Annotated in this window: 14 protein-coding genes; 9 read left to right on the forward strand and 5 right to left on the reverse strand. The window is 35.9% G+C overall.

Going from position 1 to position 19,499, the window contains the following annotated elements; genetic code table 11:
- Positions 1-114: 114 nt before the first annotated feature.
- From AC3A54_RS12220 to AC3A54_RS12235, 4 genes are all read left to right on the forward strand, one after another.
- Positions 115-1,932 (forward strand): M14 family zinc carboxypeptidase, encoded by a 1,818-nt coding sequence (locus tag AC3A54_RS12220; protein ID WP_487654655.1) that lies wholly within the window; start codon positions 115-117, stop codon positions 1,930-1,932.
- Positions 1,933-2,080: 148 nt separating this feature from the next.
- A complete protein-coding gene (locus AC3A54_RS12225) occupies positions 2,081-3,961 on the forward strand; it encodes an NTP transferase domain-containing protein (protein ID WP_487654656.1) in 1,881 nt (626 codons plus the stop codon).
- On the forward strand, positions 3,951-4,916 hold the full coding sequence (locus AC3A54_RS12230) for a DMT family transporter (protein ID WP_487654657.1): 966 nt from the start codon (positions 3,951-3,953) through the stop codon (positions 4,914-4,916). Before AC3A54_RS12225 ends, AC3A54_RS12230 begins: the two co-directional genes overlap by 11 nt.
- Before the next feature lie 2 nt (positions 4,917-4,918).
- Positions 4,919-5,611 (forward strand): NTP transferase domain-containing protein, encoded by a 693-nt coding sequence (locus AC3A54_RS12235; RefSeq protein ID WP_487654658.1) that lies wholly within the window; start codon positions 4,919-4,921, stop codon positions 5,609-5,611.
- A 780-nt stretch (positions 5,612-6,391) separates the two neighbouring features.
- Here AC3A54_RS12235 and AC3A54_RS12240 read toward each other — a convergent pair.
- Positions 6,392-7,300, reverse strand: a complete 909-nt coding sequence (locus AC3A54_RS12240) for a nuclease-related domain-containing protein (RefSeq protein WP_487654659.1) — start codon at positions 7,298-7,300, stop codon at positions 6,392-6,394.
- Between the two features lie 184 nt (positions 7,301-7,484).
- On the opposite strand from AC3A54_RS12240, the gene AC3A54_RS12245 reads away from it, so the two are divergent.
- The 3 genes from AC3A54_RS12245 (at position 7,485) to AC3A54_RS12255 (ending at position 12,336) form a co-directional block, all read left to right on the forward strand.
- Positions 7,485-8,975 carry an SH3 domain-containing protein gene (locus AC3A54_RS12245; RefSeq protein ID WP_487654660.1) on the forward strand — a complete coding sequence of 497 codons (1,491 nt, stop codon included), beginning with the start codon at positions 7,485-7,487 and terminating at the stop codon, positions 8,973-8,975.
- 377 nt (positions 8,976-9,352) lie between these two features.
- The gene (locus AC3A54_RS12250) at positions 9,353-10,099 is read left to right on the forward strand and encodes an NlpC/P60 family protein (protein ID WP_487654661.1); all 747 of its coding nucleotides are present in this window, start codon (positions 9,353-9,355) and stop codon (positions 10,097-10,099) included.
- Between the two features lie 170 nt (positions 10,100-10,269).
- Positions 10,270-12,336 (forward strand): leucine-rich repeat domain-containing protein, encoded by a 2,067-nt coding sequence (locus tag AC3A54_RS12255; RefSeq protein WP_487654662.1) that lies wholly within the window; start codon positions 10,270-10,272, stop codon positions 12,334-12,336.
- A 90-nt stretch (positions 12,337-12,426) separates the two neighbouring features.
- Here the strand turns inward: AC3A54_RS12255 and tagD are convergent, their stop codons facing one another.
- Together tagD and AC3A54_RS12265 are read right to left on the reverse strand one after the other, a co-directional pair.
- Complete coding sequence (tagD, locus tag AC3A54_RS12260) at positions 12,427-12,816, reverse strand: glycerol-3-phosphate cytidylyltransferase (RefSeq protein WP_487654663.1); 390 nt, start codon at positions 12,814-12,816, stop codon at positions 12,427-12,429.
- A gap of 214 nt (positions 12,817-13,030) precedes the next feature.
- Entirely contained in the window at positions 13,031-14,263 is a 1,233-nt protein-coding gene (locus AC3A54_RS12265) for a CDP-glycerol glycerophosphotransferase family protein (protein ID WP_487654664.1), read from the reverse strand.
- A gap of 435 nt (positions 14,264-14,698) precedes the next feature.
- On the opposite strand from AC3A54_RS12265, the gene AC3A54_RS12270 reads away from it, so the two are divergent.
- Together AC3A54_RS12270 and AC3A54_RS12275 are read left to right on the forward strand one after the other, a co-directional pair.
- A complete protein-coding gene (locus AC3A54_RS12270) occupies positions 14,699-16,153 on the forward strand; it encodes an oligosaccharide flippase family protein (protein ID WP_487654665.1) in 1,455 nt (484 codons plus the stop codon).
- Between the two features lie 27 nt (positions 16,154-16,180).
- Positions 16,181-17,002: a glycosyltransferase family 2 protein gene (locus AC3A54_RS12275; RefSeq protein WP_487654666.1), complete on the forward strand. Its 822-nt coding sequence runs from the start codon at positions 16,181-16,183 to the stop codon at positions 17,000-17,002.
- A gap of 95 nt (positions 17,003-17,097) precedes the next feature.
- On the opposite strand, the gene AC3A54_RS12280 is transcribed toward AC3A54_RS12275, so the two are convergent.
- Together AC3A54_RS12280 and AC3A54_RS12285 are read right to left on the reverse strand one after the other, a co-directional pair.
- A complete protein-coding gene (locus AC3A54_RS12280) occupies positions 17,098-17,880 on the reverse strand; it encodes a LicD family protein (RefSeq protein ID WP_487654667.1) in 783 nt (260 codons plus the stop codon).
- 88 nt (positions 17,881-17,968) lie between these two features.
- Positions 17,969-19,309 carry an O-antigen ligase family protein gene (locus AC3A54_RS12285; protein WP_487654668.1) on the reverse strand — a complete coding sequence of 447 codons (1,341 nt, stop codon included), beginning with the start codon at positions 19,307-19,309 and terminating at the stop codon, positions 17,969-17,971.
- Positions 19,310-19,499 lie beyond the last annotated feature (190 nt).

Genomic DNA, 19,499 nt, shown 5'->3' on the forward strand with positions numbered 1-19,499 from the left:
AGGACTGTGCAAATATGCACAGTCCTTTTGTCACTTTTTATCGGAATTTGTCTATGGTATCCTTTCTAAGGAAAAATTCTACTAGATTAGAAGAGTGATAGGGGAGGATGAGGAATGAAGAGATTCGTGACGTCTATTTTGCTAGTAAATCTTTTGGCTCTTCCTTTAGAAGTGGCTGCAGAAGAAACCACTCAGCCAATTTCTGCTGAAATAGACGCATCGTCGGGCACACAAACTGCCCCGGTAGATTCGCTAAGCACAGGAGATAATGTAAGCGAGGAACCGGCTACGCCAACGATTGAGAATGGGGAACAATCCACGGTTTTCGAACAACAACAGACTGTACTCACAACTGAAGGTAGATGGGTAGAGGAAAATGGGGTTACCTATTACTATATTGATGGGCAGAAGGCTAAGGGATGGAAAGACATTGACGGGCAGAAATATTATTTTGACACTGTAACGGGTGCCCTTCAAAAAGGCTTTTTTCAAGAAGGCGACTATAAATACTATTTTGATGCCCAAACGGGTGCTATGCAAACAGGTTGGACTTTCATTGAGGGAAAGTGGTACTTTTTCGACCAAGTGACAGGTGTGATGAAGACAGGCTGGATTAAGGACGACAATACTTGGTACTATCTTAATCAATCAGGTGTCATGCAAACAGGCTGGTTGTTAGATCAAAACCACTGGTACTTTTTGAAACAAAGTGGTGCAATGATAACGGGCTGGGTGTCCGATCAAGGCAAATGGTACTTTTTGAAACAAAGCGGTGCTATGATGACGGGCTGGGTGTATGATCAAGGCGAATGGTACTATCTTAGTCAAAGTGGTGCGATGCAAACAGGCTGGGTCTATTATCAAGCACATTGGTATTTCCTGAAATCTTCTGGAGTGATGGCCAAGGGCTGGTTTATAGATGATGATAGCTGGTATTATTCGTATTCAAATGGAATTATGGCGAAAAATACAACGATCCAAGGATACTATCTAGGGAGTAACGGAGCATGGATGGCTAATCTTGTGAATCCCAAGCAGGCCTACTCTTACAATGACTTAATAGCAGATATTATTAAATTTCAAAAAAATTTTCCGGGATTTATTCACACGCAAATTATTGGAAAGTCTGTGGATGGCAGAAATATTTATGCCATTAAGTTAGGAAAAGGAGAAAAGGAAATCTTCTTTAATGGTTCTCACCATGCCCGGGAGCATATGACGACGAATGTTTTGATGGAAATGCTTGACCAATATGCTTCCTCATACTCAGCAAATCGGAATTTCAATAGTTATAATGTTAGAGAGCTTTTAAATAAGGTTTCCATCTGGTTTGTTCCTATGGTCAATCCTGATGGAGTCATGCTTGTACAGGAAGGTCATTTAACTGCGAAAAATCCTCAGTATGTCTTACAGTTAAACGGAGGAAAGACAGACTTTTCTTCCTGGAAGGCGAATATTCGAGGAGTAGATTTAAATCGTCAGTACCCTGCTGACTGGGCAAATATAGCGAATAACACGGGCAAACCTGCTCCAGAGAATTTTAAAGGCTATCAGCCATTAAGTGAGCCCGAAGTTCAAGCGGTTTATAATTTTGTAAAAGCGCATCATTTTAAAATTGCAACCGCGTATCATTCTTCTGGCCGCATTCTGTATTGGAACTTTCATCAAGCGACAGGGGCATATAACCGTGATTACCAAATTGCCTTAAAATATTCAAATCTAACAGGTTACAGTCTAGTGTTCCCAGGTTCAAATCCAAGTGGGGGCGGCTTTACAGATTGGTTTATTCAAGACATGAAGATGCCGGGCTTTACACCGGAGATTTCAACTCATACGTATAGCAAGCCGGTACCCCTATCTAATTTTGACTCCATATGGAAAGAAAACCAATCGGCTGGCTTAATGCTGGCACTCGAAGCACTAAAGCTTTAAAGGGATAGATTATTCTATCTCTTTTTTTTATTATGCAATGTTAGTGTTTATACTAACAGAACAATCAACATATTTATATTTACATAAAATCTGGGTTGCGTTACAATAAAAAAAGATTCAATTTTTGAATATATCGGAGGACCATTCAATGGAACAGCACTCATTTAAAATTTTAGAGGCAATTAATAAAAATGCCAATATAAATCAAAAGAAGATGGCTGAACTATGCGGAATTTCAATAGGGAAAGTCAACTACCTAATCCACGATTTAACGTTCGGAGAATTTATATATAGTGAAAAAAAAGGTAGAAACATCAGTTATTTTTTAACTGAAAAAGGGATTGATTTTTTTAAAAATGGGATTCAAGCTTTTCACGATAAAAAAGTAAATATCCATCAAGAGCCATTAAAGGAAATTAAACAGGCAGTCATTTTAGCAGCGGGCTCTAGAAAAGATTTTAACAAACCAGCAGGTTTATTGCCAATTGAAACTACCACATTAATTAAAAGAAATGTGGAAATTCTTCAGGAGAATGGGATTCACCATATTGTGATAGTCACTGGCCACCAACGAGAAGCGTTCGAAGCCATACCGGAATTAAGCCATCTGCAATTTGTATATAACCCCAAATATAAGTGGACTGGGTCGATGGCGTCGTTGGCGCTAGCTTATGAATTGATTTCAGACGATTTCCTTCTTATTGAAGATGACATTTTGATCGAAGAAAGAGCCTTTAAGGAAATGCTCTTGCATCCCCAGCGTGATTGCATTTTGATTACCAATGAAAGTGGTTCTGGCGATGAAGCATTTGTAGAGCTCCGAAATGGCTATCTTTATAAAGTATCAAAGGATATTCATCAATTCAATCATGTTGATGGTGAGATGATTGGTTTCAGCAAGCTATCCTATGATGTTTTTACAAAAATGGTTACGGACTATAAGCAAAATAACAAGAATCCATACATGAATTACGAATATATGCTGCTCGATGTATCAAGACATTATAATATCGGCTTCCTCAAAATGTATAACCTTATTTGGGGGGAGATTGATAGCCGACAGCATTATGATACGATCATTAATAAAACATACCCAATATTAAAAAGAAAAGAAGCCGTTTTTAGAGAAATTCAAATTAAGAGTTATTTAATGGAGGCTCTTGACCTGGATTATGAAGATATTCAACAAATTCAGCCATTCGGCGGAATGACGAATAAAAACTTTAAGGTGACGGTTAACGAAAAGGAATATGTGCTTCGGATTCCTGGTAATGGAACCGAGCAAATGATTTGCCGCAAGGATGAAAAGGTAAATTCTATGCTTGTTAGTAAGCTTGGTATCGATACGGATGTCATTTATTTTAATGAAGAAACTGGGATCAAAATTGCTGGATTAATTCCAAATGCGGAAACATTAACAGGTAAAACTGCTAAACGACAGGATTACATGATGTTAACAACTGCCGTTCTAAGAAAATTGCATGAATCCGGAATAGAAATGGCAAACCAATTTGATGTGTTTGAAAAAATTACCGAGTATGAGCATCTGATGGCCGAAGCGAAGGGGCAGCCTTTTGAGCACTATGATGAAGTGAGGGCTCAGGTTATGGTTTTGAAGGGTGTTTTTGAAGCAATGAATATCACATTCAAACCATGTCACAATGACTTGGTTCCTGAGAACTTAGTGAAAAGTGGCGACGGCAAGGTCTTTTTAATTGACTGGGAGTATGCGGGCATGAATGATCCGATGTGGGATATCGCGGCACACTCACTCGAATGTGAATTTACTCCAGAAGATGAAGAATTGTTCTTATCGCTTTATTTACAGCAAGACGAAATTCCACTCGAGATTCAACAAAGAGTAATAATGAATAAAATTTTCCAAGATTTCCTTTGGAGCATTTGGACGATTATTAAGGAAGCTAAGGGCGATGACTTTGGTCAGTACGGAATCAATCGCTTTAACAGAGCTAGAGAGAATTTAAATCATGAACTGATAAGGGAGCTGGCATACTCGTATGAAAAATAAGGGGATTTTCTTCGGTTTGTTCTCAGGCTTCACCTGGGCGCTTGACACCGTTTTAATTGGAATGGTTTTATCCAAAGCAGTATTTGTTTCATCAGATGCGATTATATTTCTAGCACCGCTAGTGAGTACGTTTTTCCATGACATGCTTTCTAGCTTCTGGATGATGCTTTATATGCTCTTCAGAGGGGAGTTAACCATCTCATTTAAGAAATTAGCGACGCGCAGTGGACGGTTTGTTGTCTTAGGCGCTTTACTAGGTGGACCAATAGGAATGACTGGTTACGTTCTTGCGGTTAAATATTTGGGTGCCTCTCTATCGGCCTCCATTTCAGCAGTGTATCCAGCAATTGGTGCTCTCTTTGCTTTCTTGATTCTAAAAGACAGATTAACTTTGAAAAACTGGATTGGACTTTTTATAAGTATTTTATTTATCTTTTTACTAGGATTTGCAGGCGGAGAACCATCTCCAAGCTTTATTCTTGGATTCTCATTTATCCTATTATGTATCTTTGGCTGGGGAATGGAGTGCGTTATCCTTGCTTACGGAATGAAAGATGATGAGATTTCACCAGAGCAAGCGTTGCAGATTCGTCAGGTTGTATCTGCTGTCACTTATGCGGTCTTGATTTTACCATTTTTCAATGCGTACCCTCTTGTGGGCGAAGTGTTTAAGAGCAGTGAATTATTCTTGATCGCTGGAGTTGCTCTGTCTGGAACAGCATCTTATGTCTACTATTACAAAGCGATTTACGTTATGGGACCAACTCGTGCGATGGCCTTAAATATTACGTATGCAGCATGGGCAATTTTCTTAAGTTTCATTATTCTAGATTCTCCAATTACCCTAAAGGTTGTATTTTTTAGTATTATGATTTTATTAGGATCTATATTAACTGTCGCTACCAAAGATGAGTTAAAATGGATGAATCTAACTAAAGGCAGGAGAACCGCTTAATTATGAGAGCTATACTTTTAGCAGCAGGAATGGGCACAAGATTACGACCATTAACACTAACTACACCGAAGTCCTTGGTTGAAGTTAACGGGAAACCGATGCTCGAGCAGCAGGTGGAATTCCTTCAAGAAGTCGGTGTGGAGGAAATCATCGTAGTTACAGGATATTTGAAGGAAAAGTTCGAGTACTTAAAAGAAAAGTATGGCGTTACGCTTGTTCATAATGATAAATACGATGTGTATAACAACATTTACACTATGTATTTAGTTAGGGGATATCTTCCAGGCTCGTACGTGATTGACGCCGATGTCTTTTTGAAAAATAACTTCCTTTTGCGTGATCCGAAGAAGTCGATGTACTTTAGTTCACGAAAGCCAGAGTTTAAAGCGGAGTGGATGATTCGCTTCGATGACAATTTCAAGGTCTATGACATTGAAGTTGGCGACGGCGAACATGATTACATTTTATGCGGTATCTCGTATTGGTCAGAGGAAGATGGCCGTTATATCGTTAAGAAGCTGGAGGAAGCGGTCGCTGGCGGGAATTTCAAGGACCTTTACTGGGATGACATTGTTAAGGATAACATTCGCGACCTAAACGTGTATCTACAGGAGATTCACCCAGACGACAGCTATGAAATCGATTCACTCGAAGACCTTGAAAAAGTAAAGAAGCGATTGGTGATTGAGAAATAGATAGAACGTGAGCAAGCGGGCGGGCACTTTGACTAGAGTGTCCGTTTTTTTGTTAAATGAAAAGTTCTACGACTACTTTTCTCTAGAAAGAAGATGGAAAAGTAGAAATAGAAGGGAGCTACGTCTGCTTTTTCCTGGAAAGATGGAGGGAAAATAGAAGTAGAAGGGGTCTACGTCAACTTTTTCCTAAAAAGAAGCTGCAAAAGTAGAAGTAGAAGGGGTTTACGTCTACTTTTTCCTAAAAAGAAACTGCAAAAGTAGAAGTAGAAGGGGTCTACGTCAACTTTTTCCTAAAAAGAAACTGCAAAAATAGAAGTAGAAGGGGTCTACGTCTATTTAATCCTGGAAAGAAGGAGGAAAAATAGAAGTAGAAGGGGTCTACGTCTATTTTTCCTGGAAAGAAACTGCAAAAGTAAAAGTAGAAGGGGTCTACATCTACTTTTTCCTAAAAGGAAGCTGCAAAAATAGAAGTAGAAGGGGTCTACATTTACTTTTTCCTAAAAAGAAGCTGCAAAAATAGAAGTAGAAGGGGTCTACGTTTACTTTTTCCTAAAAAGAAGCTGCAAAAATAGAAGTAGAAGGGGTCTACGTCTACTTTTTCCCAAAAAGAAACTGCAAAAATAGAAGTAGAAGGGGTCTACGTCTATTTTTTCCTAAAAAGAAACTGCGAAAATAGAAGTAGAAGGAAGCTACATCTACTTTCCCCTAAAAAAAGCAGAAGTAGAGAACACCTACTTCTGCTTACCTACGAAAAAATCTAATTAGCAAGCGATTCCCACATTATTCATAAAAAAGCCATCTTCCAAACCCGTTTGCCTTATAGTATTTATTTAATATTCGTCTAATGGTATTATCCGACAAAACTCCACCGCACCACTCCATTACCGCACTAGTAGTAATCTTTCGATCAGGAAACAACAACTTTAGTTCTTCCACACTACGTACTACTGCAGCATCAACCGTTTCTTGGTGGCCACAATCATTACAGACTAGCATTTTGTGATCCACACAAACACTAAACGACTGGCATAAACAACAAATAAACCCTTTACGTTGCTGACCATATTCATAATGAAGCAATCGGGGATAAGGGGATTCCACAAAATGCAATGAAACTAATAATTCGGCCAACTGTTTGTCTTTTCCAGTTAGATTTCTTGTAGTTGTATTTAACTTTTTCATTAGTGAATTAATCTGAGTAGGATATATCAGGGGTTTATTTTTTGGTGCTTGGTAAAGCGTGAATTCGGGGTTAATAAAGACAACATTGGATTCTACTGGTATTCTGAAGCCATGTTTTTGCAGTAACTGGTGAAAGAGAGAGTCACAGCGTTTTAGCTGATCGAGTGGGTTGGTGGTGATTTTCGTATCATTCTTCTTTGAGTAAAACTCACCATTTTCATAATAATAATCACCTTCATTATTTTTAACATCAAAAACGTGCAGGGTATCTTTAATAATCAACGTATCAATTTGAAACTTATTATTATTAACCTCCAACAATAAGTCATTTAATACATAACAATTACTCTGAATTTTTTCGATCAATGAATCAAACATCACTTCCCCTTCGTATCCTTTTTTTAGATTATAAAAGTTCCTCTTATCGACATCTGGTAACTCCATTCTAGCATTTAAGCACCTTAAAATAATTAATTCCTGCCGTTCCATGCGCGGTTTAAAAGCCATAGAGCACTTCCCTTCATAATTTATCCAACTCCAATTTCATTTTAATAAAAAAATCCCAACGGATGGTAAAAAGAGTATGAACATTTCATGAAGAAATTACAAGATGTTTGTCGAATTAGGGTGGAAACAGTTGGAAAATATGTTACCCTTAAAGATAGATAAATAGATTGAGAGGAGAAAGGAATTGAAAAAAGTAGTATTTCGAAGTTTCTTAGTTGTTCTTGTGTTATTGGGGATTTTTCATAGTAAGGCAATGGCAGCTGGAGCGCAATCAGAAATGAGGGTAATCTCAAATAAATTACCAGTCTACCAAAGCTTTGCAGATCTCTCGGAAAATAAGATTCATTTAGATCCTAACTACAAGAGATATGCAGAGTTGTCCTTTAATGATAAGGTGACAATCCTAAACGAAAAGAATTACGCAGCACAAATTAGCATGGGCGATGGAAGGATAGGCTGGGTGCATCGTGCCTACTTAAAAAGCGATATTAAAGATCAATTATGGTTAGTAAAAAAAGAAAGAAATATGAGGAACGAGCCTAATTTATCAAAGCCGGTTATAGACACTATTTCATCTAATAAAAAAGTATTTGTACTTGAGATGACTCCTGATTCAAAGTTTTACAGGGTCCAAACGACTGATGGTTTACAGGAAGGCTGGATTTATAATTGGTATCTTGAAAATGAACAGTATCCGTCCATTAATGGTGGTAGTAATGTTATCCCCTATGAATTTGGAAAGGAAGGAACAGTCACTAATTCGATATCAATCTTTACCCCTTTAAATACCAAAGCAAAAGTAACAGCTAATCAGCTTAACCAGTTTGTTAACTATAAAACAAACTGGGGAAATACGTTCATGACAGGAATGGGTTCTGCGTATGTAGAGGCACAAAACAAGACGAACGTAAATGCTATTTATCTTTTGGCGCATTCCGGCCTTGAGACAAGTTGGGGAGATTCAACAATTGTTAAAAGTAAGAAAAATTACTATGGAATCAATGCCAATGATATTGAGCCTCTTGATGATGCCTATGATTATGCCTCAAAAAGCGAAGGAATTGTAAACGGAGCAATCTTTATCAATCAAACGTACATCAACAGGGATAAGTTTATGGCAGATTCATTGTATCCATATCAACAGCCAACCCTTGATAACATGAGGTTTAACAGTAATTTACATCAATACTCAACAGATGAAGCATGGGCAAGTAAAATTGCTCAAATTGCAAATGAGTTTTCTATATTTACAGCAAATACGGGTTGGAAAACTTGGGGTGGTAAGTGGTACTATTTTAACAATGATTGGACATTAAAGACAGGTTGGACCCTCGACAAAAACAAATGGTACTATCTAAACAAATCTGGTGTCATGTTAACTGGGTGGCAGTGGATTAACGGCAAATGGTATTATCTCAACCCAGCCGGCGATATGAAAACAGGTTGGTTGTATTCAGGCGGGAAATGGTATTACCTAGACCTTAAAAATGGCGACATGAAAACCGGCTGGCTCTACACTGGCGGTAAGTGGTATTACTTAAATAATAGTGGTGCGATGCAAACAGGTTGGATTAAGCTCGGTGGCAAATGGTACTACCTTTACAAAGATGGCCATATGGCTGCAAACACAACCATTAGCGGATATCGTCTAGGAAAAGACGGTGCCATGCTATAAACAGGGAGGAATCACCTTTAGGTGGTTCCTTTTTCTATTTTAATAAAATAAAACTGCGAGCAAAGTCAGAAATTCTGTTACATCTCCGCGAAAATCAGAAGAAAATGCCTGAACTATATTAAGAAAATATGACAAACTTCGATTCCCTCTTGGGCAAAAGATGATTAACAATAGGGTGAATGTCACAAAGTAAGCATGACTAAATACCTGTACTTTTACCATTTTTCAGAAAAATCCAACAAAATAGTCGAATTTGGTCAGTTTTTGAAACATTCCTGTAATAATATTAAAAAATAACTGTAAATTAAAACTAGTAACTTTTATGAGATAATAGGTTTAACATAAATAGAGAGAGAAAAAGAAACACGGAGGTTATCATGAAGAAGTTAATAGTCAGTGGTCTACTATCATGTTCTTTACTCTTGAGCGGATTAATCGGTGGACATAAAACAGAAGCAGCATCATTTGGAGATAAGGTTACGGATATTGCTCTTGATTATATTGGAGTTCCATATGTTTGGGGAGGAACAACACCAAGTGGCTTTGATTGTTCTGGATTTACAAGTTATTCATACAAGCAAGCAGGTGTTTCAATACCACGTACAGCTTCTGAGCAATATACAAAAGGGCAAGCGGTTTCAAAAAGCAATTTAGTTGAAGGCGATCTAGTTTTCTTTAGTACATATAAGGCTGGAGCTTCACACGTTGGAATCTACCTAGGCGATAATAAATTTGTCCATGCAGCATCCAGTGGTGTCAGAATTAGTTCTTTAGCAGAATCATATTATTCTAGAACCTATATCGGTTCAAAACGAATCAGTAACAACAACAACGGCTGGGTATTGTCTGCAAGAAATTGGTATTTCTATAAGAATGGTGTAATGCAAAAAGGCTGGATTAAAGATGGCGGCACTTGGTACTACTTAGAATCAAACGGGATAATGAAAACCGGTTGGTTATTATGGAAAAATGACTGGTACTATTTAGCTTCAAGTGGTGCGATGGTAACTGGTTGGGTTTATTATGGAAGCCATTGGTATTATCTTAACTCAGATGGCGATATGGCGAAAAATACAATCATTGATGGATATCGCATCGGCAGCGACGGCGCTTGGATTGAATAACAAGGATTTATAAGAAAAAGCGAAACCAAAGTTATCATTTGGTTTCGCTTTTTTGTGTTCAGACAACTACTTTTGACTATACTATTTTTCCTAATATATACATAATTATACTATAATTAGGAAATTGTTTGATATATAATGAATCTATTATAGTAGGGGGTTCAATAGAGATGAGAAAAATAAGTAAAGTAATAATAGTTTCTGCTTTGACGCTATCATTAATGGCACCATTGAATACGAAGGCTGCAGGGCTTACTGGCTCGCACTTATCAAACAAGACAGCCGGAGTTCCAAGTGTTAAGTGGTCAAAACAATCAATAAAACAAAATGTATTAAATGAATGGCTTGAATCAAAGTCAAACGTTCAAACGCAAAAAACGGTACAGCAGGGGGCATCTCCTAGTGCGATTACACAGGGGGCAAGTGATGTAGTTAAGTTTACTGATGCCAATTTGGCAAAGGCCGTACGCGAAGCATTAGGGTTGAATGCTACCGATTCCATTACAGTGGGCAAACTAGCCAATCTTACTGATTTAGAAGCAGCGGGTTTAAATATTACTGATTTAACAGGGATAGAATATGCTGAAAACTTAACTTATTTGTATCTTTCTGATAATAATATTAGTAATCTATCTAAATTAAGTAAACTAACAAAATTAGAGTATGTAAGTTTAGATAATAACCAATTGGGAAACAGTAGTCTAGCCGCTCTTAATGGATTATCTATGTTACAATTTTTAGAGCTTTCCGGTAATAATATTAGTAATCTGTCTGTTTTAAATAACCTACCAAAATTAGAGTTTCTAGGTTTAGCAAATATCCTGTTTGAAAACAGCACACTTAGCACTCTAAATGGACTACAATCATTACAGTATGTCGATTTTTCAGGAAATGATATTAGCGATGTGTCTGGGTTAAGCGGACTAACACATTTACTAGGGCTAGGACTATCTGAAAGCAACTTCAGCAACCTCACATCTCTTAGTGGTCTTACAAACCTACAATATATAGATTTAACAAATAATAATATTACTGATATTACCCCATTAAGCAGTCTAGTGAATTTGACTGATTTGACACTATGGGAGAATAGTATTGTAGATATTTCTCCATTATCGAATTTGAAATCCTTGGAAAGTTTGGATTTGGAATCTAATAATATTACGAACCTACAGCCGTTAAGAGGCCTTTCTAATTTGTCTTACTTATATATTTCTTCTAATCCAGCATCTGACCTTAGCCCTTTACTGGATTTAGCAAGTCTGTCATTTATCATGTTAACAGATATGCCTAATCTTGACCTTACTGAGGGTTCTGCAGCTATGCAGGTAATTGAAGAAATGCAAGCTAATGGTGTTGACGTGAATTATGATGGGAATTACGACCCCGGATTGGAATATGGCTGGACGACAGATGATGAAGGAAACCTTTATTATTATGATGAAGATGGTAATATGGCAACCGGTTGGTATGAAATTGATGATGTAAAATATTACTTTGACCTTGAGAGTGGTGTGTTAGCCACTAATAAATGGATCCAAGATGGTAAACAGTGGTATTACGCTGACTCAGAAGGTATGAAGGTTACAGGGGTTCAAAAAATCAATAATGTCTATTATTACTTTGATCAATCTGGAGTCATGAGAACTGGCTGGGCATATGATGGGTACCATTGGTATTATGCAGAGAGCAAAGGTAACTTGAAAACGGGTTGGCTTTATCAAAAAGGAATCTGGTATTATTTAAATCCAAATGTAAACTCATATGGTCAAATGGCAACAGGTGTCCACATGGTTGGGAGCACGCTCTATTATTTTGATCGTAGTGGAGCGATGAAAGCAAATGGCTGGGCTTATGACGGTACTTATTGGCATTATGCTAAAAGCAGTGGGGCATTATACAATAAGACATGGTTTTTATATGGAGGCAAATGGTATTATTTCAACAATAACGGTGACTCTGTAGTCGGAAGAAACCTTATTGGCAACACGTATTATTACTTTGATAAGAGCGGAGCCATGGTAACTGGTTGGGTAAAACAAGCGGGTACTGCTTATGACTATCGTTACTATAATACCAATGGTGCTGAACTGCGTGGCTGGTTAAAATATAAGAATGCTTGGTACTATTTTACTAACAATGGATTAATGGTTCATGGCGCCTATCTAACCATCGGTAAGGAAGTTCATTATTTTAATCCTAACGGAACATGGGCAGGATCAAAGCCGATAAACTAAACATATGAGTGTCAAACATAAGAAAGAGAGGCTGAAACTACAGCCTCTCTTTCTATGTTTAGATTTTTTGATGCAAAATACAAGATTATTTTACCTTAACCCTAATTCATGTTTAATCTTAGTCGTGGAGATTTCAGGTGTTCTATCTAAATAGACCACGTCACAATTATCCTTAAGATAATCGAACTTATTTTTCCAATCATCTCCCATAACAAAGATATCAACCTTAAACTCTTCTATATCTTGAACTTTTTGTTCCCAATTATTTTCCGGTATGACCAAATCAACATAACGGATTGATTCAAGAAGTTTCTTTCTTTCATCAAAGGAAAAATAGCACTTTTTTCCTTTTACTTCATTAAACTCATTTGTGGATAATGCAACTATCAAATAGTCACCTAATTCTTTTGCCCTTTTTAATAAATTTATATGTCCATAATGCAACAAATCAAAAGTTCCATATGTTATTACTTTCTTCATATTTGAAGTAATTCCTTTCGCTTCGTTCAAGGCACAAAACGCAATGAAATAATCCTTGAGCGTAATTTTTATTTTTTTTTCGTAGTGTGATGCCGGGCACCTAAAGACATAAGCATTATAAAACAAATCACTCCTATTGTCCAAGTTCATTTTGGGTCAAATAGGATATTTCCTTTATATGTTGTGCTTAATTGCACTCAAAAAAACAATACATTTACCCGTTCTTACTATTGATTACACTCCCTATGATTTCAGCAACTTCTTTAGAAGCAGTCCCTTGTTCAACAAGTTCAAGGCTAGAGAGAAACTTTCTAAGCTCAGTTGTATATTTGACCTCATCAAATTGTTCCAAGATACTTAATAATTGTTGATTATTCTGTGCTAATGGATATGGTAAAGAATGAATATCAAAGTAAAAACTTCTGTCTTTAATATAAGTCTCTATATCTGCGGCATATAATAGAACCGGTTTATTGGTAAATGAAAACTCAAACATAGTACTTGAATAATCTGTGATTAATATATCACTTGTAGCTAATAATTCATACATATCGTTATAGTCAGTTGCATTTATAATTGTAGAAGAATACTCAATAAAGTTTTCTTTATATGCTACATTAGGGTGTAGCCTTACTAAAACAATCCATGATCCGCCAAACCTTTTTTCCAAAACCTTAATTAATCCATCATAATCTATATCATAAACATTTGTATTTGAATCTGTCCGAAAAGTGGGTGCATATAAAAGGATATGTTTACTACTATTGATACCAAAATAGTTTCTAACCTTATCATTAATAGTATCCTTCTTATTCATTAGGATATCACATCTAGGAGATCCGCATTCCAATATCTCACCGTTATACCAAAAAGCAGAACGATACATATTCGTACAAAATTTACTATTAGATATAAAAAGATTAGCCATTCTTGAATCATTTTTAGCATTCTCTATATAACTAATATTGAGATTTGCTTCTGCATCTTTCTCAATCTGTTTCATCGAGATTCCACCATGCCATGTTTGTATATAGAACTGCCCGTCCCTTTTACGTATAAATGAAGACTTTCTGCAGTTATCAATCCAAATTTTTGCAGTGACCATTTCATATATTGCCCTAATGGAACCATATTGTACTGCTCTTATTTCTGGGGGCAAATCACTATTATGTATCAAACCCTTTTTTAACAACCAAACCATTTCATAATTAGCTTCCGAATTAATTATTTCTTCAGCTATATACTTAGAGTTATCACCATAACCATTACCATAATAGCTAGAGAAGACTATTTTGTTTGAACTTATCGGGAAAAATTTAAACAGATGAAAAAATAATAAATATACCGCTCGATCCGTGAAATCCTTTATTTTCACATAAACTTCAAAAGCTAATTTATATAAATCTTTATTTCTTTTTAGTATGTTTTTCACCCTATCTAAAACCATTTGCATACCACACTTTCATAACTTGTTTTCCTATACAATTTTGAATAGATTTAGCTCCCATTCCTATTTAAAATGAGTAATCGATAATAAGTCAAGAAAATAGACACAACAATGAAAAATTAGGGCTCATTAACTAGGTGTTCAGACAATAAATTGTAAACAATTTATACCGTAAAACTTATTATTTACGGAACTTGTTTATTTATTACAGGTATGAAATAATAGGATGGCTGAAAATATCTTCACTTTTTCGACAAGCTTTTTCAAAGGCCAATTGAAGTAATTGAATAGGTTTAAGTTAGTGAGGGAAGTGTATTAATGAAAAAAATGAAATATGTGTGTTAAAAAAATTCATTAGGAATTATTGATTTCCTTTGATTGAAATAATGGATTTTGGACGTAAACTAAATGACAAAAATATAGATGGGATTTAAAATGCAAAAATCAATTACATTTAATATCTTTTATAAAATTATTCTTAATACCTTTAATATCATTCTTCCAATCCTTGTCGGTCCCTATGCTTATCGTACGCTCCGTGCGGACTCCATGGGAACGGTTAATTTTGCAGAGACCATTTTTAATTATTTTTTTATATTCGCACTTTTCGGCGTTTATCAATATGGAATTCGTGAAATAAGCAAAGTCAAAAATGAACCCAAAAAGGTAAGTCAGTTATTTACAAGCCTTTTCACAATCAACTTTATTACTAGTTCTCTGGCAATGGTTGCTTTTGCATTATTCAGTTACTTCCAATATAGGACTGAACTTGTATATCCTGTCTTGTTAATTTTTGGGATTAATTTTATTTCGAATATGTTTTATGTCGAATGGCTAAATGAAGCACATGAAAATTATGACTTTATCGCGATCAAAACCATAATTGTCAGACTCATTTATGTTGCATTATTGTTTACTCTCATACATGGTGTTGAAGATTATAAACAATTTGCTGCTCTACTTGCACTATCAACATTTTTAAATAATTTTATTAGCTTTCTCTATATTAAAAGTAAAGTTAAATTTGACTTTTCAAATCTTACGATTGTACCACACCTTAAGCCTTTGTTTATAGTCGTTATTTTTTCAAATGCTAGCATCTTGTATACGCAGTTAGACCGATATTTAATTGGTGAATACGTGGGGAAATCCTATTTGGCGTATTTCACGATGACGTTCCAAATAATGGTTATTATTAAAACGCTATTGGTAAGTGCCATACAGGCTACCTTGCCCAGACTTTCTTACTTATCTGGTATAAACGATGAAGTTGGGTATGAAACATTACTTAACAAGATATCGAAACTTTATTTTGTCACACTTTTTCCTGCTGCCGTTGGATTATTCCTGATCTCCGATTTAGTCGTTTTGATTTATGGAGGAAAAGAGTTTGCTCCTGCCGGAAGCACTCTTGCTGTCTTTTCTATCTATATGGTTTCAAGCGGGATTGAATCGATCTTAACTAATCAAATTATTTATATTAAAAAAAGGGAAAACATTTTGGTAAGACTCCTTTTCCTGTGTGGGTTTATAAACCTTGCCCTAAACCTTTCCCTTTTGTATTTTAAGATTTTGACACCTACAACGGCTGTTGCATCAACACTTGTCGCCAATACCTTGCTCGTCGTGTTTGAATATATATTCATTAAAAAGAAGCTAAAGGTGAATTATACTCTTTTCGATACCGGGAAATTAAAGTATTTTTATTATTCCCTGGTCTTCATTCCAATTACGTTCATTATCCGAGCGTTCCTTACACATACTTTGCTATTAGCATTGGTTATTATGGCCGTAAACGCGCTTGTGTATTTTTTGATACTCTATTTCACAAAAGACGAAATCTTTTTTATTTTTATTGGAAAAATCAAAGCCAAACTTAACATATCATAGACTCTTAATTTAAAGGAGCTGTACAGATTGAGATTTTCTTTAATAATGGCCACGTTAGGAAGACGTGATGAAATTATAGATTTATTACATTCATTGGAAAAGCAGACATATAAAAACTTTGAATTAATCGTTATCGATCAAAATAACGATCCTATCGCCGACTTATTCCAAGATTTTAAAGATAAATTTTCCATTAACTATATTTCTACACCTACCAAAGGATTATCCAGGGCAAGAAATAGAGGTTTGGAAATAGCTGATGGCGATATTATTGCCTTTCCGGATGATGACTGTGTTTACGAATCAAACGTGCTTGAACAAATAAAAGAAACCCTTGAAATAAAAGAGGAAATTGACTTTATATCAACTAACACTTCCAATATTGAAGGTACTGGATCATTGGTGAATGCGCCCCAGGCAGATATGATTCTGGATAATAAATACGGATTTTTTGGTCCATCCTTCACTCTTTTTTTTAAAAAGCAATTGGTCAAAGATATCGGTACATTTAATGAAGATTTGGGTGTAGGATCTGGAACCATTTATGGTGCAGGAGAAGAAACCGACTTTGTCCTTCGCGGTTTGAAAGAGGGGTATAAAGGACTTTTCAGAAAAGATTTATTTGTTTACCACCCTCTAAAGGAAGAAACCATCGATGAGCAATCACTTCAAAGGGCTTTATCCTATGCAGGAGGCTTTGGTAAGATCATTCGCCTACATTATGGTTTTCCTTATCTTCTCCGGGCCGTAGCAGCAGCGTCTTTTCGTACCATGCAAAATATATCGAATGATAAAAGGAAATTTCACCTTAACAGGCTAAAGGGGATTATCAGGGGATATTATCAGTAATTTATTATTCTATCATTTGGAAAAATGGACAAAAATAAAACCCCGGGAGAAAATAAATTTCATCCCGGGGTTTTATTGTTATATCATGTGTGTACTTATAACTGTAGCTTATCTTTATCAATAACTTTTAAATTCGCCATATGAATTTGTCTGTCCGCTTCTTCAGGGATTTTCATATAATCCCCATAAACGGTTGTTAAAAAATGATCAGGATTGCCAGGAATATTAAACTGCTGATTTTCGAAGGTTCCGGTTTTTAATGGGAAGATTTCATCCTTCTTAAAAAAGGCAGACCCAAAAAAAGGAGTTTCAATTCCGTAAGTAATCGTGTCCGTTTCTTTATTAAATGGACAGTAAAAGTTATAAAGTTTAGCCCGAATCACCATTGAAGCAATAAAGTCTTTAGGATTATTTATTTTTTTTGGATACATTAATCTGGAAAGCCGATTGAAAATTTTACCTGCAGGGCTGATGTTATCGACTCCCTGCACATAGTCAAACGGGAAAATATCAATAGACGTACCTTTGCGGATGTCTCCATCCTTGCCAACCCATTCAAAGTCATCTAAATACATAATCTTTAACCAATTATGCTTTCTATGGATGTGAAGTTTATAGGTTTCAACTTTATAAATGCTTGGAAGATTTGTGTTAATTACTTTCATGAATTTGTTGTAATCTTTCCTAAGCATGCCAATATCAATATCATCATCCCAAGGGATAAAGCCTCCGTGTCTTATGCATCCAAGAAGACTTCCATCAGATAAAAAATATGGGATATCATTTTCTTTACAGATGGTATCAATTGTTACCATCATGGATGTTAAAACCTTTTGTACTTCTCTCAATGGACTTTCATTACTATTTATTTCTGTCATTTTGCCTGATAACTCCCCCAATGAACTCTATTCCATAATATTATTTCATAAATAAAAAACTTATACAAGAAAAGCCCAATCAAGTGCACTATGCGATTTTTACATATAAATACGCGACTAAAATTGCTAAATATATACTAACGGCAGGTGCTGTAAATACATGGCCGGCTGAAAAAGCGATACCCAAACCTAATACTATACCACTTGCCACTAAAACATTTTCAATTGTGAAATGGATTTTTAGATTTCGAAGAACTTTGATTGCCATTTCAATTGCGAGCCGGATAAATGGAATGAAATAGAGTAAAAAGCCCAATATCCCAAAAGAGAAAAATAAGTCATAAAAATCCATTTCAACCATTTTTGGAGTGTCCTTATAGTTTCCAGCGTAGCCCATTCCAAGAACTTTTTGAGATACCGGGGCATCTGTAAAATATTGCTTCTGCTGTTCTAAAAAAGCCCCCCTGCTGCTCAAGACAAGGTCTTCAATCTGTTGGTCACTTAACTCCTGTTTTTCCGGAGCTTGGGTCTCCTCCTGTGGACTCGTCGGTTTTTCTTTGTTTTCCAATAACGTTAAATGGATTGCTGTATTTTTAGCAATTGGTGAAAAAGGAATATATAGGACAAAGACTGCAAAAATTATCAAATTAATGAGAAGGTTAATCTTTAAATACTGTCTTATGTTCTTTTTTCTGAAAAGTTCAACAAGTAACATAGCTAAACTAATGACCAATGTAATAAAGACAGATCCAAAGCCTACTTTTGTTCCTATGGCCATTAAAGAGTAAATCATCAAAATAGTAGGTATCCAATAATAGGATTTTTTGATGGTGGATGTTTTTTTAATTGCGAATAGTACAACAATAGGGAAACAAATAGACATAATCGCACCAATTTCATTCCCTGCATGAAACCATCCGACATGCCCGACTTTATCGTATTTATAACTATTGAATGCGGTATGGGTCAGGCCGGCAACAAGCATCGACAGCCCTACAAGTGTCATGGCATAGACGATATATTTTTGAACGGCATTTTCCCACCACGGCCTTGACTGCAGTTGTTTAAAGACAATCAGATAGCTGTAAAAAAGAATAACAAAGTACACGCTTTTTAGGATAAATTTGATTTCCTCACCAAGGCTGACAGGCGATTTCACCATTAAATTATTGATGAGTCCCAATAGTAAAAATAAGCCGAGCACCAGGATATAAATGATGCTTTTCTTTTTATTCACGGAATCAGCGATAAAGAAAATATAGATGACCCCAAGGAGCATCATCGCAAACCGGATGAAAATTCCGGCGGTAAATTCTGTTTTTAAATAAGTAATCGCCAATGAAGTTATTAAATCTAAAACCGGCTGCGCTAATATAAACAGCAGCAATACATTTTCAATGGCATGGTTCTTCTTTATTTTTTCTAGCATTTCTGTTCATTTCCCCTTTTTGTGCAAAAGTCTTCAAATGATGCAGATTATTTATGAAAGCAATAATTGCAATCCTTCCTCAACTTTATACATTTTAATATAGATTATCCAGAAGTTCTATAGTAAATTCTACTCGCCCGCATTTTCTCAAGTTTGTTATTATGTCTGAGAGTAAGCATTTAATTTTTGT

Source organism: Neobacillus sp. Soil_C_43 (assembly GCF_057656715.1).